The following is an 18,698-nucleotide window of genomic DNA, read 5'->3' on the forward strand; positions in this document are numbered from 1 at the left end:
AACGGTTCAGTCGGGTTCGAGGCGTGTCGTCTCTGCGCCCCGCCGGCGGCGGACTTCGCGAACCTATGCTCGATTCCAGCCTCATGGGAGATGTCTGCTCATCAGTTTCGGGCGTCACATAGCTGACGCAGGACGTTGCTGGCGTCGGCTGCATCTGAATATTGCAACTCGAATGATTGAGCGAGGGCCGTTGATCGGCTTAGCGACGCGAAGGTCTGGCTGGTCATCCGGCCATCTGACGAGCACGAGCTGTCAATCAGTCTCCGCATCGTCTCGAGCTGGCCGAGCGGATTCAATTGAGTGGGCGTATCGGGCGATCGATTGATGAAGACAATCCATCCCAAGGGCAGGTCGGGGCTGTCCTTGCAATCGGGAATTGGTAGATACCGTACATCCTGGCCATCCGGACGCCGGCTGATTTGCGACTTGGCGAAATCAGGGAAAAGTCGCTCAATGATTGGCCACGCCCCCGTCTTGATCGACGGTGGGAAAGCGACCCCCGTTGCCCGGCCGTCGGGTGCGATCAGAACGATGTCGTCGCCGGCGTACTGGAAGCCGGCTTTCATCAGATGGACCGCCAGCGTGGACTTGCCGGAGCCAGGCATACCGCTCACGACGAGATACTTTCCATTCAAGGCGAGACAGCCTGCGTGAAGCGCGATGTCGTTTGGATTTGCCCGCATCACCAACTCGGTGACGCGTGCCTTGAACACTGGAGCAAGCTCCGCAGGCACGCAATGATCGACACAAGCTCCATTTCTGAAGATGTGAACGTCGCCGTCGATCTCGATGACCTGGAAGCGATGGGCAACATCGAGCAACGGCCCCATGCGTTCGAATAGCGGAGCCAATATGCCGGCGATGCGTGCACTCGACGTCTGAACATCGAAAGCCACGCGGCCTAGCTCGACAGAGAACGCGTGGGCAGCGTTCAGCGTCCAGTCTACGTCCAGCAGTTCGAGGTCAAGCCAGGCTTGCAGGGCCTGATTCAGATGACGTCGAGCCGTCGCGTAGTCCAGCCCGGAATCCGTCAATTCGCGACAGATCGTTCCAACCGACTTGTTGTCCAGGATGCTGCACCAAATGTACGCGGCGGTTTGGTTGAGCTCGTAGATCTTCTGCAAGTGTTCGCTAAAAAGGACCGGCCGCTCATCGAGCAACGAGAATGACACTCCCTTTGCCGGACGCAGCGAACCGGTCAGGTCCCAGATGCGAGCGCTTGCGGAGTCCGTGGTCTCCATAAGATGCCGATGCTGAAATCGTGCCAAAACAGTATCTGCCACTAAACAATCGTCGCGCTCGGCCGATCTGTCCACATTTTATTTACCGGAGATTGCCCGTTCAACGTTTGACGATTTAATTTATTTTAACTAAGGTGTTTAAATGCAGTTAATCTATAGGTGATATAATGGAAAAATCACAACAAAACCAGACGCCTGACGAGGCTGCGGTGGAAGATCGCCGGAAATTCCTCGCTGCATGCGGCAAGTTTGCTGTCGTCACACCGCCCGCCATTACAATGCTCCTGTCGACATCGCTGACGTCCGATGCGATCGCTCGCTCCGGTGGGTCGGAGCCCGGACCAAAGCCGCCCCCCGATGGCATCGTGGGGTGGCTTGAATCGCTGCTCGATCGATTATTTTGACAGGCGCGAAGACCGTCGCGACGTTCAGGGCCTGTCTGTTCGATTTCAGATCGAGGCCGGCCCCTATTTCGCGTTCGGATCGAGCCCCTGGTGGCCTCCCGTCTCCGTCTGCAAGGCCTGACTGATATGATCCAGGACCTCGACGTCCGGATCGTCACTCGGGAGCGGAGATGGATCGGGGTCGCGGCGAGGGGATGCATCATTTCTTCCGCCGATGGCTCTGATGGCGTCTACAATCTGCTCGCGAGGATGCGTGCCGGCTGCGAGCAGGCCTTTCGCATAGATCATCCAAAGATGCGCGCCTCCTGCCGTCTCCAGCACCGGGTGATTGCCGGCGATGGTCGCGATGGCGGTCTCGCTGAACGTGGCGATCTGCTGATCCAGTGTATCTGCGGCAATTTCCCTGGCGGATCGCCATCGGTGAAGCAGCCAGATGACGGCGACTTCGGTCATGCTGGCCTGAACCGCCGTTGGTAAGTCTGTCGCAACCAATGTGGGGCGTGGCCGATCAGGCTCCTCGATAAGCTTGCGTTCACCAAGCCTCTTGAAGATGTCCTGGGGGCGGTCGTCGTCCGTACTCACCTCGTGACCTCCAGGGCGCAATACCCGTGGTCGGATGCCGAACCGGCCGGCGGCCGCCTCTGGGAAGCCCATATACCCGGATGCGTCGGTGGGATAATCGTGGCGCAGCACACCTATCTACCTCGTCCTGCAATTGTTTTTCTCAAATCATTATTTGTTCTGGCTCGACTTGAGCTGGATGCATTTAATGTGATACAACTAGAGAGGGTGATCATTTAACTGGGATTTATGGGCGAGCGATGGAAAAGCTTGAATTGGAAAGAATGTCGATCGATGCGCTCTGGCACCTGCACGAAGAGGCCAGCAGAATACTTGCCGCGCGAATTGCCGCCGAAATGCACGAATTGGAGAAGCGGCTGACATACCTCAACAGGGATACGAGCAGACTCGCGGGAGAAATGCCGCCGGAGGATGGATATAAGCTCCGTCGCGCATATCCCGTCGTTCTGCCCAAATATCAAAATCCATCGTCTCCCTCCGAGACCTGGTCGGGTCGCGGAAAGCGACCACGTTGGCTGGCAACTGCCATCACTTCCGGCCACACGATCGAGGAGTTCAGAATCGACGGGGATGCACGTCGAAAATCGCTTCGCAAGGGCTGAGCTGCTGCGAACTGCCGTCGCCGCTGAAAGTATTGAACCACGCCTGTTTCCCTCCTCTATCGCGGCCTGCCTGAATTCCAGCGGTTGGTCTCCCGATCGACCAAGCCCCACCGACGGAATCTCATCTCCCCTTGTTCAAGGTCGGCAAATTCAACAACGAACCGCTCAGTACGCATTTCGACAGCGCAGGACCTCGACAATCGTTCGAAGCAAGATGGTGAGGTCGAGACGAAGGCTCCAATTGTCGATGTACCAGAGATCGTATTCGACCCTGCGCTGAACGTCTGACGAAGTCGGGGTTGGCCCGCGGCATCCGTGCACTTGCGCCCAACCGGTCAGGCCGGGTTTCATGCGATGCCGGGACGCGTAATTGCTGACAGCCTGGTCGAACTGCTGGTCGTGAGCAATTGCATGGGGCCGGGGTCCGACGATCGACATGCTGCCATTCAGCACGTTGAGGAGCTGAGGCAACTCGTCGATGCTGGTCATGCGGAGAATGCGGCCAAGGCGCGTGACCCTGGGATCCCGACGTGTCGCCTGCGCAATCGTCGTGCCGTTTTCCTGAACGGACATTGTCCGGAATTTGTAGATATCGAAGCGTCTGCCGTTGAATCCGCAGCGTGCTTGTCGAAAGAAGATCGGGCCGGGCGAGTCGAGTTTGATCGCAAGTGCGACCACCGCAAGCGGGATCGAAAGCACGATCAGGGATACCAGCGCGATCGCAACGTCGAGGGCTCGCTTGGTGCCGCACTCGAACGGTGTCAGCGGTCCACGCTGAAGCTCGATGGTGACGGAGTTTCCGATCTGCTCGACGGGTTGGCTAAAGATCGCCGCCGTTGGCCCTAGCGGAATCAGCTTGACGGGGAGGGGCAGCACCCGGAGGCCCATAACTAGCTCGCGGATGCTCGACAGACGCGTCATATCGGTTCCGACGATGATTTCCTCGATGTCGGAGCCGCGAACGCGCCGTATCGTGCTGGCGACGATTTCCTCTCTGCTCGGCGATCCTTCTTGCGAGGTGACCGCGAGATGCCAGCCCACCGAAAATCCGAGGCCGTCCAGGGTGCGCGTGAGGTTGTCTGCGGCCGCTGGCGGGCAATCGGTGATCAGGACAATCTTGCGGCGCAGGCGGCCCGACGACAAGCCGCTGCGAATAGCGTTCGTCCAGCTCATCCGACGGGCGACCAGTGCTCCAACGCCGATCACCGCAAACGAGATATTCGCGTCGCGTAACAAGTCTGCGTCAGCCTTGAGAGCGAACATCGCACCCGCTAGCAGCAGAAAGATCGCAATCCAAATCAACAAAATGGTTCGGATCTGACCTGACAGCCCGGCCGTCGCGTTCGAGCCGTACATCCCGCAATTCTTCATCAACGAAACGAAGAGAGCTGCCACCAGGATGCCCGATCCTGCATGTTGGACGATGTCGCCCGCGGTCCCGTATTCGCGCACGTGATGGATCGCTCCGGTGAGGATGCTCGCCAACAGGATCACCGCCGCATCACCCGCAACGGACAGCGGCTCGGTAGATCCGTATCCCAGTGGCCATCTCAGCCCTCGGCTGGGGCCGGAATGGTCGAGCAATTCAGCTGTGTGACGAGCTGCCGCGGCGTGACGCTTGCCAAAAGCCATCGAAAACTCCAGCAGGTCGCAAAATGAAATGATTTGAATTAATCGAATTAAATTGCATTAACCAAGTATTAATCAATTTAAATATTAAATCAACATTTAAATCGCCATGGAGCGCGGGTCTCGCGTCAGGCGAGTAGGGCACGGCCGCTCTCGCGGCCAGACAGGCCGGCCCAGGCCCGCCGCTGGCTCCACGCAACGTCGACCGCCCCCGGCGTACATAGACGAAGGACGTTGCTCGGAATCTCGGTGGCAGAAATCGAAGCGGCTTATTCTCCGGCTGCGTGACCGTAACGCGTGTAGTTCTCATTGCAGTAGTAGTCGCTGTGGTAGCTTTGGTACCGCTTCATCGCGTTCATGTCGGTCTTGTTCAGGATCGTGCCGAGCAGGGTCTCATGTACGTTCGGCGAATCCCGCAAAGCCTGCTGAATGACGCTGATATTCGTTCGGCCCCACTCAACGACGAGGACAAACGTGTCGACGAGTTGAGTTGTCGCTCGAGCATCGATGATGGGGGCGAGCGGTGGAAGATCTACGATGACATAGTCGTAGGTGGCCCGGAGCTGATCGAATAGCGTCCTGGTCCGGTCCGCCATGAGAAGCTCGCTCGACTGGTGAATGGGGAGATTGCTGGCGGCCGGCAGGACAGCCATTTTCGTCTTTGGATCGATCCAGACCGCGTCTTCGAGCGTCTTCGATCCCGACAGGATATCGACGATGCCGAGACCTGCATTCGGGGTCAGGTTGGCCGACAAGGACGGGTTCCGCAGGTCGCAGTCGACGACAATGACGCGCTTGCCGCCGTAGGCGATTAGTTGAGCCAGGGAGGCCGCGATCGTGGATTTGCCTTCGTTCGGGAGCGCCGAGGTGATGCCGATGACCTTGTTGGAGGTCTTGGTGGGATTGTGGTCGATTGCAAGCCTTATCGCACGGATCGACTCTGCAAAACGTGACAAGGGTGCTGCGCTGGCGGCCCAGTAGATTCCGGAGTTTCTCGCGATCGTTCGCTGATCGAATAATGCCGTTGTTTTCACCGCGGTCTGACGGATCGCGGGAGCATTCCATTTCGGCGTCCGTAGCAGCGGGACCAGCGAAAGGCACGGCAATTTCAGCGCCGCTTCGATCTGTGCCGTGGTGCGGAAGGCCCGGTCCATCAGGTCCCGGAATACCCCGAGAGCCGTCCCAAACGCGATCCCCCCGAACAATCCCATCGCCAGAATCAGCAGCGACTTGGGTTTGCTCTTGGAGTGCGGGGGTGAGGCCGGTGAGACAATTCGAGCTTCTGCGATCGGGAACGATTCCTGCTGAACCGATCCCATGTAGCGCTGCAGGAACACCTCATGGAGATTGCGGTACTCCTTGGCGTTGGTCTCCAGTTCCCTCATGGTGACCTCGGCGGAATTCGTCGAGCGCGACTGTGAGATGGCGGTAGCCAGCTGTTTCTCGATGGCTTCCTGACGCTGTTTGGCGACGCCCAATTCCGATCGGCTGGTTTCTGCGAGTCGACGCGCTTCATCGAGGATCGAGGCTCGCAGCCCCTTCATCTTCGTGCGCAGCTCGATCACCGCCATATGGTCCTTGCCGAAACGTACCGACCAGTCGGCCTCGCGACGTGCATTCTCCAGATATTGGCTGCGAAGGCTGTTGATGATGGGATTGCTCAACGCGTCCGATCCCGTCGCATCGAGATTCCCGATCGCCATCGAACTCGCGGAATTTTCATCGACAATCGACTGCAACTGCCTGTATCGCGCAAGAGTTTCGGCGGTCTGGGCTCGGGCTGCGACGAGGCGGCTGTTGATCTCGCTGACCTGCTGGTCGTCCATCAACTTGCCGCTGGCCGCGACGATATTGTTCTTGGATTTGTACTCGTCGACGGCGCGTTCGGCCGAAAGCGCCTGCTGGCCGAGTTCGTTGAGCCGTTCCCGCAGCCAGTTTGTCGCCACGCGATTTGCTTCGTATTTGGCGCCGATCTGATCGGCAATGTAGGCTTTGGCAACCGCGTTCGCGATTTCGGCCGCCTTTATCGGATTACTGGCATTGAAGCTGATCTCGATCATATTGCTGTAACCGAGGCGCGACGACGAAAGCCGTGCCAGGAAAGCGGTCACGGGTTCGTCGTTCTGATGATCCTTCGGCTCCGCCTCCTGGTCCGTCGGAGCTTCAGGGGCCGGCAGGCCAAGCCATGCGCGAATGGCGCGCAGTCGCGCACCGAGCCGCCGCTCCGGCGCCTTGAAGTCCGGATCGTCGGACAATTGAAGCTTGTCAATCACCGTCGTCGCGATGGCCTTGGATCGAAGCATCTGCATCTGCGTTTCGATCTGTGAATTGTCGATCGGAATTTCCGCGAGCACGGATTGCTGCTGCAGGGCCTGGCTCTTCGGATTGCCGAACAGGACGGTGACCTGGCCCGTGTAGGTCGGGGGAGTGATCCGCAGGTAGGCCAGGCTGCCGGTCGTTGCGAGAACGGTCATCAGGAGGATGATCTTGTACCGCCGCTTCACAAAGCCGAATGCGGCTTCGATAATCTGGGCGATGCCCCCGTCGGCCGATCCCTGTAACCGCGCGCTATCGAGAAGTGCCCGAGTTCGATCATTCGGCAAATTGCTGTGCAGCATCAGATGTCCATCAATTGAGCAGAAAGCCAGCGGTCGGCTTCGACCGTGAAAAGGGTTAATTAATTATCCCGATTATTATGCACGGAATAAATCGATTGCGCAAATTAAATAGCTATGATTTAATTTTGAATAATCGGTATTTAAGTCGGATAATTGTTTCTGTCGAGCAGAGGCTCAGGATTTCTCGCATTTGCAGGCGTTGCCGTTCCGGCATTCGCGCGAGGGCGCCAGGGCGAGCCGACCAAATTTACGAGGGCTGTAATGGGAATCGACGTATGTTCGTTGGCTCTGTCGAGCGTGAAGTTGATCAACATTCCCCGATTTGGCGACGGCCGAGGGTATTTCTCCGAAACATTCAAGCGGTCCGAGTTCGCAGCGATGGGCATCGACTGCGACTTCATCCAGGACAACCAGTCCAGTTCGACATCGGCCGGCACCGTCCGCGGCCTGCACTTCCAGCGTCCTCCATACGCCCAGGCCAAGCTGGTGCGCGTGCTTCGCGGGAGCATCCTGGACGTCGCCGTCGATCTCCGGTGGTCTTCGCCGAGCTTTGGACGGTCCGTCGCGGTGACGCTGACCGCCGACGGGGGTGAGCAGGCATTCATCCCAGCCGGCTTTGCGCATGGCTTCTGTACTCTCGAGCCCGATACCGTCGTGCTCTACAAGGTCGACCAGGTCTATTCGCCGAAGCACGAAGGCGGGATCAAATGGGACGATCCCAGTCTGCGGATCGAGTGGCCGAGCGTCGTGGACACGCCGGTCCTGTCGGAGAAGGATCAGCGCCTTCCACGGCTTTCCGAAGTCGGCCAGATCTTCGAATAGTCGGGGCGATCAGTCATGCGCGTATTGGTCACGGGTGGCGCCGGATTCATCGGCTCGGCGGTGTGTCGTCGCCTCGTCCTGAACGCCGGGGTGCCGGTCGTCAACATCGACAAGTTGACCTATGCGGCCAATCGGCGCGCATTGGAGCCTCTTGTCCATCATCCGGCCTATGCATTCGAGCAGGTCGATATCTGTGACCGGGCGGCGCTCGACGAGATCTATGCGAAATATCGGCCCGATGCGACCATTCACCTGGCAGCGGAGAGCCACGTCGATCGCTCGATTACCGGACCGGCGGACTTCATCAATACGAATATCGTCGGGACCTATAATCTGCTCGAGGCGACACGCAGCTATCTCGACGAATTGTCGATCCAGCGACGCAGGGCATTCCGCTTCGTCCACGTTTCGACCGACGAAGTGTATGGCTCTCTCGGACCAACTGGTCTGTTCACCGAGCGGACGTCGTACGATCCGAGTTCACCGTATTCCGCCAGCAAGGCTGCGTCCGACCATTTGGCGCTGGCATGGCACACGACCTACGATTTGCCGGTCATCGTGTCGAACTGCTCCAACAATTACGGTCCGTTCCAGTTTCCCGAGAAGCTCATTCCGTTGACGATCCTCAATGCGATCGATGGGCTGCCGATCTCGGTGTATGGCGACGGTTCCAACATCCGGGACTGGCTCCACGTCGATGACCACGCGGACGGGTTGATCAGCCTTCTCACCAAGGGAAGACCTGGAGAGAAGTACAATTTCGGCGGCAGTAGCGAGCGAAGCAACATCGAGGTCGTGTGTGCGATCTGCGACGTCGTCGACGAGATACTGCCGGGGCGCCGGAGCGGTTCACTGATCAAGTTTGTGAAGGACCGGCCGGGACATGATCTTCGCTATGCGATCGACGCGTCGAAGGCTCGGTTGGAATTGGGATGGGTGCCCCTAAGGAGCTTCGAGACCGGGATTGCCGACACCGTACGCTGGTATTTCCAAACGCGCGCCTGGTGGAGAGATACCAGAGAGAACGTTTATGACGGAGCTCGGCTCGGATTGCTTGAAACGCAGGCGTGAGGTCAATCCATGTCAAATTCAATCCTTGTCGCTGGTCGGAACGGCCAGTTGGCGCAATGCCTGCGGGATACCGCAACTGCCTGGACGGTGCCGTTGGTGACGGTGGGACGTCCCGAGCTCGACTTCGAATCCGCCGGGAGTGTCGAGCGCCTGGTTGATCGGCTGAAGCCATCGGCGATCATCAATGCCGCCGCTTACACGGCCGTCGATCGTGCCGAGGCGGAGCAAGAGCGCGCTTTCAAGGTCAACAGCGACGGCGCAATGCGGCTTGCCGTCGCGGCTGCACGTCGCGGCATACCGTTCATCCACACGTCAACAGACTACGTCTTCGACGGCAGCAAGCCTCACGCCTATCTGGAAGATGACCTGCCGGCGCCGATCAACGTCTATGGCGCCTCGAAGCTGTCTTCCGAAATCGATGTGCTCAGAGCCTGTCCGTGGGCCGTGATTATCCGGACATCCTGGGTCTACAGTCCGTACGGCGCCAACTTCGTGCGCACGATGGTACGTCTCGCGCAGACCCAGCCGGTCGTCAACGTCGTCGACGATCAGCGCGGTAGACCGACATCGGCCGCGGATTTGTCCGAGGCGATGCTCGTGATCGCCATGCGGTCGATGTCGGAAAATGGTTTCGACAATGCTGGAATATACCACCTTGCAGGAGGGGGAGAGGCAACTTGGTACGAGTTCGCTTCCGCGATCTTTGCAAGCGTCGCCCGGACCGGACGGCGGGTCGCGAAACTCAACCCGACGACAACGGCGAACTACCCGACTCCAGCTCGTCGCCCGATGAATTCATGTCTGGATTCGTCGAAGGCGGAGCGCGTGTTTAATCTGAGGTTGCCACCATGGCGCCGGTCGCTTGAGGACTGCATGGCCCGGCTCGACGAAATGAAGGAAATGGTCGCATGAAGGGGATTGTGCTCGCCGGCGGAAGCGGAACGCGGCTCCATCCGATCACGCGGGGCGTCAGCAAGCAGCTGCTGCCCATCTACGACAAGCCAATGATCTATTACCCGCTCTCGACGCTGATGCTCGCCGGGATCCGCGATATCCTGATCATCACCACGCCCGAGGACCAACGCGCGTTCGAGCGCCTGCTGGGGAATGGTGCGCAATGGGGCATCCGGCTCAGCTACGCGGTGCAGCCCAAGCCGGCCGGCCTGGCCGAGGCGTTCATCATCGGCGCTGATTTCATCGGCCCCGATCGCGTGGCCCTGGTGCTCGGCGATAATATTTTCTTCGGCCATGGATTGTCGGAGCTGCTCTCAAGAGCGGTCGAGCGCCCGAATGGCGCGACCGTTTTTGCGTATCATGTGCGGGACCCGGAGCGCTATGGAGTGGTGTCGTTCGACGAGCACGATCGCCCCGTCAGCATCGAAGAGAAGCCCGCACGCCCTGCGTCGAACTGGGCCGTTACAGGCCTGTACTTCTTCGACAATGAAGTCGTACGCCTTGCCTCTCAGGTCAAGCCGTCGGCTCGGGGCGAGCTCGAAATAACCGATCTGCAGCTGGCCTACCTCATGGCCGGCACCTTGCATGTCGAAAAGATGGGCCGCGGCTTCGCCTGGCTCGACACCGGAACGTTTGAGTCGCTGATCAGCGCGGCGAATTTCGTTCAGACCGTCGAAATGCGCCAGGGCATGAAGATCGCCTGTCTGGAAGAAATCGCCTTCCGGCAGGGATTCATCAATCGCGAATGCGCCGCTCTGCTTGCCAAGTCGATGGAGAAGAGCGGATACGGCAATTACGTGGGCAACGCGATCCGCTCGCTATAGGTGCTGAGGCAGCCGGAAGCTGCCTCGCGAGCGGATCACCGATTAGGGTGCAGGAAACGTCAAGACCGTCCGTTCCGAGTTTAACGTCAAGACCGTCCGTTCCGAGTTTACCGGAACGGAGACGCTTAAGACCAAAAGTCGTCAATCCTCATCGTACGCTCGAAAGCTCGACGTCGCTCATGGCCGCCATGTCCAGCCGTCGCGGCGGGCGGGTGAGCTGTTTCAAGGCTGTCACAACCGTGTTTTGGTCGGCTTCGGTCATTTGCGCATAGATGGGCAACAGAATGCAGTGATCCTGCGCGTGCTCCGATTGCGGCAGTGACCGGACGTGCGCCTCGAGATAGGGAGCCTCGCGATGCGCGCACATGATACCGCGCCTGGTCGAGATGCCGAGGTCGAGCAGGGCCTGCATCAGCGAGGCCTGGTCGACATGCCCAGGCAGCCTGACGCAGTAGCTCTGCCAATTGGATCTTGCCCAGTCGGGCTCGACCGGTAGCTCCAGGCCCGCGACGTCGGCCAGCATCGCATGATAGCGGGCGGCAATCGCGCGACGTCGGGCGACCAACGCCGGAAGCTTCTCCAATTGCTTGCGGCCGATCGCGGCCTGGATATCGGTCATCCGATAATTGAAGCCAACAGTGACGTATTCCTCGAACAGAACCTTCGACGAGCCATGCCGCACGGTATCGGGAATACTCATGCCATGTTGCCGAAGCAGGCGAAACTTCCGATCGAGCTCCGGATCGTTCGTCGTCAGCATGCCGCCTTCGCCGGTCGTGATGACTTTGCGGGGATGAAAGGAGAAGCAGCTCACGTGTCCGCGCGGCCGTCCGATCGGTTCCCAGCCGCCGTCGATCGAGATGGTGCTGCCTGCCGCGCAGGCGGCATCTTCGATCAGGATCAGATCGTGCCGGCGTGCCAGTTCGCAGAGACGCGAAAGATCGCAGGGCATTCCCATCTGATGGACAACGATAATTGCGCGGGTACGCGGCGTGATGGCGGCCGCCACGCTCTCGGGATCGAGGTTGTAGGTCGCCAGATCGATATCCGCGAACACGGGCGTGGCGCCGCAATAGCGGATGCAATTCGCCGTGGCGATGAAGGAATGGCTGGCCGTGATGACCTCATCGCCGGCGCCGATGCCGGTGCCCACCAGCGCGAGGTGAAGGGCCGTCGTGCAATTCGAAACGGCGCACCCATGCGCCGCTCCGACGAACGACGCGAACTCGCGCTCGAAGGCGGCGACTTGCGGACCTTGCGAGACCCATCCGGAGAGCACCGCCTCACGCGCGGCATCCGCGTCGGCCGCCTCGAGCACCGGCAGGGCGATCGGGATCATGACGCCACCGATGCGGCTGATGGCTGCGAGAGGACGCGCAATTCCCGGCGCCACCATTCAACCAGATCGCGCAGGCCGTCCTGCAGGGAGATGGTCGTCTGGAATGCCAGCAGACGCTCGGCCTTCTCCGTCGAAGCCAATCGACGCGGAACCGGATTGACGGCTCGTTCGGGAGCGAATTCCGGCGTCAGCTGTTCATGTCCCATCGCATCGGCAGTCAGGGCGGCGAGTTCGGCCAGGCTCGTCTCGATGCCGCTTGCGACGTTGAAGACCTCGTCAGTGACGTCGGCCTTGGCGCCGAGAATGTTGGCCCTCGCGACGTCCCGCACATGGACGAAGTCCATCGTCTGCTTTCCATCGCCGAAAATGATCGGCGGCTGGCCGGCTTCGAGGCGCTCCATCCACCGGATCAGGACTTCGGTATACTTTCCGTGGAGGTCCATGCGGTCGCCATAGACGTTGAAATATCTGAACGCGACATAGTCGAGACCGTGCATGTCATTGAACGTGCGGAACAGGCCCTCGTTGAAAGCCTTGGCTGCGCCGTAGAGCGTGCGGTTATCATAGGGATTCTGATGTTCCGTCGTCGGGAACGTATCGGCCATCCCGTACACCGATGCGGACGAGGCCGCGATGACCTTTTCGACGTCGTATTTGACACAGGCCTCGAGGAGGTCGAAGGTCGATTGCACCATGACCTCCATGGCTAGTCGCGGTTCGGCGGCGCAGTGCGTGATCCGCAGCGCCGCCTGATGAAACACGATGTCCGCTTCACGCACGAGCGACGTAACGAGCTTCTGGTCGCGAATGTCGCCGGTGACCAGGCGAACGGGATGGGACGACAGTGCGTGGCGCAGGTTTTCGGGCCTGCCACGCACCAGATTGTCCAACGCAACGATCTCTGCGCAATCCTCCTGGCATAGCAGGTCGATGATGTGAGAGCCGATAAAGCCGGCACCGCCGGTTACAAGAATTCGCTTTCCCTTCAACTCGGTCACTGCGACCTCCGGGCTTTGGGTTGAAAACTGTCAAATGAGTTGGACGACGATCAGGCCGTCTCGAGCGCGTTCGCCATCTCCAGGGCGTCGACGACTTCCTTCACCTGCGCCGGCTGCAACTCGGCGTACATCGGAAGAGAGAGCAGGCGCTTCGCCAGCAGCTCCGTTACCGGGAGGGGCGCGGGCCGATCGCCAAGTCCGGCATAGGCCTTCTGGAGATGGACCGGGATGGGGTAGTGGATTCCGGTGCCAATTCCGGCCGCCGTCAGGGTCTTCTGGACCTCCTCGCGGCGCTCCAGTGCGACCGCGTAGACGTGGAAGACGTGCCGGCCGTCCGGGGACGGGGCGGGGCGCTGATAGCCGGCGTTCGACAGGAGTTCATCGTAGAGCACGGCATTGGCTCGGCGTGCCTCGGTCCAGTCCTCGATGTACTTCATCTTGACGTTCAGCACGGCCGCCTGGATTCCGTCCATGCGATAATTGTAGCCGGGAAGCACGTGATTGTACTTCGATTGCTGTCCCCAATCCCGCAGCATGGCGATGCGTTCGGCAAGGTGATCGTTGCTGCAAACGACGGCACCGCCTTCGCCGTAGGCGCCGAGATTCTTGCCGGGGTAGAAGCTGAAGCACCCGAGATCTCCGATCGACCCTGCGCGGCGCCCCTTATACTCGGCCCCGTGCGCCTGTGCGGCATCCTCGATCACCACTAGGCCGTGCCGGCGGGCGATCTCCATGATCGGATCCATGTCGGCCATGCGCCCATGCAGGTGTACCGGCACGATAGCTTTCGTGCGCGGCGTGATCGCTGCCTCGATGAGGCCGGGATCCATTGTCCAGCGCTTGGCGTCGACGTCGACGAATACCGGCCTGGCGCCTGAGTAGAGGATGGCGGCCGTCGTTGCGACGAACGTCATCGATACGGTGATGACCTCGTCGCCCGCGCCGATGCCCGCCGCCAGCAGCGCCAAATGCAGCGCGGACGTCCCGCTGTTGACGGCAAGACAGTGTTTGGACTGGGCATACGCGGCGAACCGCGTTTCGAAAGCCGAAACTTCCGGCCCGAGAACGAATTGTGTGCTCTCGATGACCCGGGCCACCGCAGCACCAACCTCGGACTTGATCTGCGCGTGCTGGGCCTTCAAATCGATAAAGGGGATCAAATCAGTTCCTTTCAAATTATCCGGCCGCAGCAATGGTGTCCGGCGGCTGCATAAGTTATTTAATTCTAGCGACGCAATATTTAAATCGCAATGGATTTAAATTATTAATATTGAGCGGCCTCCGGGTGCTAACGCCGGGAAAACTGCCGTCGGTCATGGGCCTTCCCGCGGAAGTCGGATGCCGAGACATCCCCGGCGCATTTCGCCACCACGCGGGCCGGCACTCCGGCGACGACGGTGTGGGGAGCCACGTCTTTCGTGACGACCGAGCCGGCACCGATCGTGGCGCCTTCGCCGATCGTGATGCCGCAGAGGATGGTGGCGTTGGATCCGATCGATGCCCTTCGGCCGACCCGGGTCAACTCGACCTTCCAGTCGTCGGATGTTTGCAGTTCGCCGGCTTCGGTGGTCGCGCGCGGAAACTTGTCGTTGGTGAACATCACGCCGTGACCGAGGAACACTTCGTCTTCGATCGTGACACCCTCGCAGATGAAGCTGTGCGAGGATATCTTGCAGCGCGATCCGATGGCCGCTCCGGCCTGAATCTCGACGAAGGCGCCTATCCGCGTTTGCGCGCCGATCGAGCAGCCGTAGAGGTTGACGAGATCGGGCTGGAAGATCTTGACGTCCGGACCGAGTTCGACGTCGTTCTTGATCGGCATAAACTGCTCCTGCAATGATTGAAGTTTAGGTCAACGGATTGTGGGCGGCCCGGGATGCGGGCCGCAGGGCGTTGGTCAGGGACTTGGTGTGCTCGAGAAGAGGGTGTCGGCTCACCAGGAGGCTCGCGATCCAGGCCACGGCGCAGAGCGCTGCTGAGATCCCGACGACAACCGGTGCGGTACAGTGGCCGGCCTCGGCCAATGCCATGCCGCCGGCTGCCGCGACCGTGCTGCAGATCGTAACTGCGGCGCTTTTCCAGAGCGCTCTGGCGAAATCCCACGGCTTCAGCCCGATTTGACGTGCCACGAGATAGTTGGCGACGGCGGCTTGAAACGGAAACGTCAGCAGGGTCGACGCCGCAACGGCGTTCACACCATGAAAGGAGGCAATGAATACAACGAGGAGGGAGGGGGGAAGCGAGATGACCGACGCCAGAAGGCCGTCCTTGATGCGCCCAACGGCAACCAGCGTCGGGTAGATCAGCGTGGCCGAAAAAAGGGCCATCGAAGCGATGCAGAGCAGCCGGATCAGCGGAGCGACATCAGTCCAGGATGGACCCAGCCAGACCAGAATGATAGGGCCGGCAAGCAAGGCCAGGAATGCAAGAAACGGCCACTGCAGGGCTGTGATCAATTCGATCGTGCGGAGGAAAGGACGCCTTAAATCGCCGCCGGCGCGGGCGTGCGCAAAAATTGCGGGCCCCACCACCGGAGTCGTGACCTGGAGGATCAGGCGGTCAAAGACCTGCGTCATGCTCACGGCGCGGCTGTAAATGCCGACCGAGGTGAAATCCAGCACGCGCGCCAGAATGAGCGAGGGCGATAGATTGTAGACGACGTTGATCAGCGCCCCAGCACTGGAATACGCACCAAAATGCAGCACGTCTCGAAATCCCGACAGCGAGGGACGAAAAATCCGCATGTCACCGCGGGTCAGCAGCAGCGAGGTGGTCGTTGCGATGTTGCCCGCGATGATGCCGATGACCGGCGCCATAAAGCTGTAACCGCGGGCAGCGAGCCCGATCGACGTGGCCGCGGTCGTGAAGCTGCCGACCAGGTTGCTTCGGGTCAACGCGCCGAACGAGAGATCCCGCCGCAGGAGCGCTGCTATCGTGAGCGAAAACGGTGAGAGCAGGAAGTTGAAACAGGAGACGGCGAGTGCGGTTTGCAGTCCGTCCTGAGAGAAGAAACTGGCGACCTCACCGCGGAGCAGAAAGATCGTTGCGGTAAAGACGGCAGATATTCCGAAGATGACCGTGAAGGCCGTCCGGATACTCTGTTCCGATAGCGACGGCTTCTGTAGAAGATAATTGGAGCCGCCGAACTCCTGGAACGACGTCGACACGATTGTGGTCAGCGCGTTCGCCACGGCATAGATACCGAACTCGGCGGGCGTGAGGAGGCGTGCGAGTATTGCCGTCGAGACGACGAAGAACAACAGGCTGCCGTAGCGGTCGATCGCCGAAAGCAGGATTGAACGATACACGCTCTTCACTTGCGATCGAGCCCCAGTGGCCGCTTGCTCTCGAACAGGCGCGACGTCGCGTCGCTCGCGATCGCGCTCATGACCCTCCCGAGCCGAGGGGTCCGCAACAATTGCCCGAGGGGCGGGAGATAGTAGAGCGTGGTGTCGAGGTTGGTCGCGAACCGCAACAGCGCCGTCGCGTTGACGGTGTGTCCGCGCAGCAATTGACCCACACCCGACCAATACGCCAGCCGTGCCAGCTTCTGATCGGCCTTGACGCGCAAGGCATCGGAATCGGAGGATAAGCCGTCGGTGGTCAGGAAGAAACTGTCGAATGCGGCCTTGCGCTGCTGATAATCGAGAAGCTTTCTGGCGTAGTACGCTTCCGACATGTTCGACGCATGACGTCGGTAGATTGCCTGCGCGGCGTGAATTTTCGCGATAGCGCCGTGAGCCGCAAACTTCAGCCACAGCGCCATATCTGCGCTGTGCGGCAACGCGATGTCATAGTCACCGACGGCAAGCTGGGCCGACGTTCGCACGACAGCCGTAGCCGTCACGACCAGATTGGCGCCGCAGCCGCACATGTCTCGCAGGAGGTCCTGACGAACCCAGTTGCCCTCGCTGGGGAGGATGGCCGGAAGCGGGAACGCATCGTTCCACTCGATCCCGTCACCGTAAGTCATGACCACATCCGGATTGTCATCCATGATGCGGATCGCGCGTTCGAGCGTTCCCGGTACCAGGAGGTCGTCGGCGGACAGCAACAAGAAGTAGTCGGATTCCAGCCAGGCGATGCCCTCGTTGTAGGTCTTGATGTGTCCCATGTTCTGTGGATGGGCCAGGAGGGACACGCGCCGGTCGCATGCCGCAATGGATTCGGCAACAGCCTGCGAATTATCGGTCGAGGCGTCGTCGATGATCAGAATGCGGACGTCGGCGATCGATTGCGACAAGACGCTGTTGACGCAACTCTCGAGGTATCGGCCATAATTGTAGCACGGTATGACGACGTCGACGGTGGCCACTAGTCTGTCTCTCGCGCTGTTGAGGGCTGATATGCAACGAACCAGGACATCATCGACCTACCGCCGTCGTCATCGGCATCAGACAATCTCGGCGTCGCCGAGCGTTGGGAGCGGGCGTTCGCGCAAGAGCCCGCCCGAGCTAGCCGGCGAGCTTCTGGAGCGGTGGGTGTCCGTCCAGGTAGATTGGCTTGCCCTGGGTTGCGATCGAGCGGGAGGCCGCCTCGAGAACTTGCACGGCCTTCAACCCCGTCAATCCGCTGGTCCTCGGCTCGGTGCCGTTCACGATGCAATCGCAGAAGTGCCGGGCTTCTGCACTGAGGGCCTCGCTTGCCGGCAGGTGCGGTGCCCACATATCCCCGGCTCGATATCCGACACGGAGCTGATGGGCTTTCTCGCCGGACACATCGACCACGATGCCCTTGTCGTAGACCTTGACCTTCTCGGTCGGCTCCATGTCGTCGTAGACGATCATCTTGCGGCTGCCGCCGATAAATGTCTGGCGGACCTTGATCGGCGATAGCCAGCTGACGCTGATATGGGCCACGCGGCTGCCGGCGAAAAACAGCGTCAGATGCGCCATGTTTTCCGGTGTTCCCGGCACATGGGTGGCCGCTGTCGCCGAAACCGCGACCGGCATTTCGTCCAGGATATACTGGATGATCGAGATGTCGTGGACCGCGAGATCCCAGATGACGTTGACGTCTTTCTGGAACAATCCGAGGCTCGCACGCGTGCTGTTATAGTAGAAGATGTCGCCCAGCGCGCCTTCCGTGACGAGCTGGCGGATTTTCTGAACCGCCGGCGTATAGACGAAGGTGTGGTCGACCATGATCGTGAGCTTGCGCAACGCCGCCTCGTCGATCAGCCGGCGAACCTGGTCCGACGTCTGCGCAAGCGGTTTTTCGACCAGGACATGCTTGCCCGCCCGCAGCGCGGCCATTGCAAGTTCAAAATGGCTATGCGCCGGCGTTGCAATTGCAACGGCGCTCACGCTTCGGTCCTCGATGACGTCGTGAAAGTTCGAGGTCACCGCCGTCGTCGGGTACGCCCGGGCGCAGGCTGCAAGATTGGCAGGGGAGAGGTCGCAAACCTGGCCGACCCGGCAGCCCTCGAGATTGGAGAAGTTCCTGACGAGGTTGGGGCCCCAATAGCCATATCCAACCACTGCGATATTCAAATTTTCGCTCAACATACCCTGCGCCTGTTTCAATATTAACGTGCAGACAATTCTGCTTATATTTGGACGATATATTTAATTATTAAATCAAGCAACATTTAATTTAGATAATTAGGTTGGGA

At 59.9% G+C, this 18,698-nt stretch carries 17 protein-coding genes; 6 read left to right on the forward strand and 11 right to left on the reverse strand.

Annotation, left to right across the window (positions count from 1 at the left end; all coding sequences use genetic code 11):
* Positions 1-101 precede the first annotated feature (101 nt).
* Complete coding sequence (locus IC762_RS09700) at positions 102-1,283, reverse strand: PqqD family peptide modification chaperone (protein ID WP_195788577.1); 1,182 nt, start codon at positions 1,281-1,283, stop codon at positions 102-104.
* Between the two features lie 125 nt (positions 1,284-1,408).
* Here IC762_RS09700 and IC762_RS09705 point away from each other — a divergent pair, with 125 nt between their 5' ends.
* Positions 1,409-1,645: a hypothetical protein gene (locus IC762_RS09705; protein ID WP_195790447.1), complete on the forward strand. Its 237-nt coding sequence runs from the start codon at positions 1,409-1,411 to the stop codon at positions 1,643-1,645.
* 63 nt (positions 1,646-1,708) lie between these two features.
* Here the strand turns inward: IC762_RS09705 and IC762_RS09710 are convergent, their stop codons facing one another.
* Entirely contained in the window at positions 1,709-2,227 is a 519-nt protein-coding gene (locus tag IC762_RS09710) for a hypothetical protein (RefSeq protein ID WP_195788578.1), read from the reverse strand.
* Positions 2,228-2,466: 239 nt separating this feature from the next.
* Between IC762_RS09710 and IC762_RS09715 the strand changes: the two genes are divergently transcribed.
* The gene (locus IC762_RS09715; RefSeq protein ID WP_195788579.1) at positions 2,467-2,829 is read left to right on the forward strand and encodes an H-NS family nucleoid-associated regulatory protein; all 363 of its coding nucleotides are present in this window, start codon (positions 2,467-2,469) and stop codon (positions 2,827-2,829) included.
* A 165-nt stretch (positions 2,830-2,994) separates the two neighbouring features.
* On the opposite strand, the gene IC762_RS09720 is transcribed toward IC762_RS09715, so the two are convergent.
* Both IC762_RS09720 and IC762_RS09725 read right to left on the reverse strand, forming a co-directional pair.
* Positions 2,995-4,461 carry an undecaprenyl-phosphate glucose phosphotransferase gene (locus IC762_RS09720; RefSeq protein ID WP_195788580.1) on the reverse strand — a complete coding sequence of 489 codons (1,467 nt, stop codon included), beginning with the start codon at positions 4,459-4,461 and terminating at the stop codon, positions 2,995-2,997.
* 266 nt (positions 4,462-4,727) lie between these two features.
* The gene (locus IC762_RS09725) at positions 4,728-7,076 is read right to left on the reverse strand and encodes a polysaccharide biosynthesis tyrosine autokinase (RefSeq protein ID WP_195788581.1); all 2,349 of its coding nucleotides are present in this window, start codon (positions 7,074-7,076) and stop codon (positions 4,728-4,730) included.
* 261 nt (positions 7,077-7,337) lie between these two features.
* Here IC762_RS09725 and rfbC point away from each other — a divergent pair, with 261 nt between their 5' ends.
* From rfbC to rfbA, 4 genes are read left to right on the forward strand one after another with little or no spacing between them, the layout of a single operon-like run.
* Positions 7,338-7,898: a dTDP-4-dehydrorhamnose 3,5-epimerase gene (gene rfbC, locus IC762_RS09730; protein WP_195788582.1), complete on the forward strand. Its 561-nt coding sequence runs from the start codon at positions 7,338-7,340 to the stop codon at positions 7,896-7,898.
* 15 nt (positions 7,899-7,913) lie between these two features.
* Positions 7,914-8,969, forward strand: coding sequence for a dTDP-glucose 4,6-dehydratase (rfbB, locus tag IC762_RS09735; RefSeq protein WP_195788583.1), 1,056 nt, complete (start codon positions 7,914-7,916; stop codon positions 8,967-8,969).
* Between the two features lie 9 nt (positions 8,970-8,978).
* Positions 8,979-9,881, forward strand: coding sequence for a dTDP-4-dehydrorhamnose reductase (rfbD, locus tag IC762_RS09740; protein WP_195788584.1), 903 nt, complete (start codon positions 8,979-8,981; stop codon positions 9,879-9,881).
* The gene (gene rfbA / locus IC762_RS09745; protein ID WP_195788585.1) at positions 9,878-10,747 is read left to right on the forward strand and encodes a glucose-1-phosphate thymidylyltransferase RfbA; all 870 of its coding nucleotides are present in this window, start codon (positions 9,878-9,880) and stop codon (positions 10,745-10,747) included. Before rfbD ends, rfbA begins: the two co-directional genes overlap by 4 nt.
* 148 nt (positions 10,748-10,895) lie before the next feature.
* Here rfbA and IC762_RS09750 read toward each other — a convergent pair whose 3' ends face one another.
* From IC762_RS09750 to IC762_RS09780, 7 genes are all read right to left on the reverse strand, one after another.
* Positions 10,896-12,086: a DegT/DnrJ/EryC1/StrS family aminotransferase gene (locus tag IC762_RS09750; protein WP_195788586.1), complete on the reverse strand. Its 1,191-nt coding sequence runs from the start codon at positions 12,084-12,086 to the stop codon at positions 10,896-10,898.
* A complete protein-coding gene (locus tag IC762_RS09755; RefSeq protein ID WP_195790074.1) occupies positions 12,083-13,075 on the reverse strand; it encodes an NAD-dependent epimerase/dehydratase family protein in 993 nt (330 codons plus the stop codon). Before IC762_RS09755 ends, IC762_RS09750 begins: the two co-directional genes overlap by 4 nt.
* A gap of 59 nt (positions 13,076-13,134) precedes the next feature.
* A complete protein-coding gene (locus IC762_RS09760; protein WP_195788587.1) occupies positions 13,135-14,244 on the reverse strand; it encodes a DegT/DnrJ/EryC1/StrS family aminotransferase in 1,110 nt (369 codons plus the stop codon).
* 128 nt (positions 14,245-14,372) lie between these two features.
* Positions 14,373-14,906: an acyltransferase gene (locus IC762_RS09765; protein WP_195788588.1), complete on the reverse strand. Its 534-nt coding sequence runs from the start codon at positions 14,904-14,906 to the stop codon at positions 14,373-14,375.
* Positions 14,907-14,931: 25 nt separating this feature from the next.
* Complete coding sequence (locus IC762_RS09770) at positions 14,932-16,401, reverse strand: oligosaccharide flippase family protein (RefSeq protein ID WP_195788589.1); 1,470 nt, start codon at positions 16,399-16,401, stop codon at positions 14,932-14,934.
* Complete coding sequence (locus IC762_RS09775; RefSeq protein WP_195788590.1) at positions 16,398-17,399, reverse strand: glycosyltransferase family 2 protein; 1,002 nt, start codon at positions 17,397-17,399, stop codon at positions 16,398-16,400. The genes IC762_RS09770 and IC762_RS09775 overlap by 4 nt, the downstream gene beginning before the upstream one ends.
* 139 nt (positions 17,400-17,538) lie before the next feature.
* Complete coding sequence (locus IC762_RS09780; protein ID WP_195790075.1) at positions 17,539-18,591, reverse strand: Gfo/Idh/MocA family protein; 1,053 nt, start codon at positions 18,589-18,591, stop codon at positions 17,539-17,541.
* Positions 18,592-18,698: the final 107 nt, after the last annotated feature.

The organism is Bradyrhizobium genosp. L (genome assembly GCF_015624485.1).
Lineage (GTDB): Bacteria > Pseudomonadota > Alphaproteobacteria > Rhizobiales > Xanthobacteraceae > Bradyrhizobium.

Excerpts from the sequence above, each read along its gene's own strand:
- IC762_RS09705 (WP_195790447.1), top strand. The coding sequence starts at position 1,409 with ATGGAAAAATCACAACAAAACCAGACGCCTGACGAGGCTGCGGTGGAA.
- IC762_RS09715 (WP_195788579.1), top strand. The coding sequence starts at position 2,467 with ATGGAAAAGCTTGAATTGGAAAGAATGTCGATCGATGCGCTCTGGCAC.
- IC762_RS09720 (WP_195788580.1), bottom strand. The coding sequence starts at position 4,461 with ATGGCTTTTGGCAAGCGTCACGCCGCGGCAGCTCGTCACACAGCTGAA.
- IC762_RS09725 (WP_195788581.1), bottom strand. The coding sequence starts at position 7,076 with ATGCTGCACAGCAATTTGCCGAATGATCGAACTCGGGCACTTCTCGAT.
- rfbC (WP_195788582.1), top strand. The coding sequence starts at position 7,338 with ATGGGAATCGACGTATGTTCGTTGGCTCTGTCGAGCGTGAAGTTGATC.
- rfbB (WP_195788583.1), top strand. The coding sequence starts at position 7,914 with ATGCGCGTATTGGTCACGGGTGGCGCCGGATTCATCGGCTCGGCGGTG.
- rfbD (WP_195788584.1), top strand. The coding sequence starts at position 8,979 with ATGTCAAATTCAATCCTTGTCGCTGGTCGGAACGGCCAGTTGGCGCAA.
- rfbA (WP_195788585.1), top strand. The coding sequence starts at position 9,878 with ATGAAGGGGATTGTGCTCGCCGGCGGAAGCGGAACGCGGCTCCATCCG.
- IC762_RS09750 (WP_195788586.1), bottom strand. The coding sequence starts at position 12,086 with ATGATCCCGATCGCCCTGCCGGTGCTCGAGGCGGCCGACGCGGATGCC.
- IC762_RS09765 (WP_195788588.1), bottom strand. The coding sequence starts at position 14,906 with ATGCCGATCAAGAACGACGTCGAACTCGGTCCGGACGTCAAGATCTTC.
- IC762_RS09780 (WP_195790075.1), bottom strand. The coding sequence starts at position 18,591 with ATGTTGAGCGAAAATTTGAATATCGCAGTGGTTGGATATGGCTATTGG.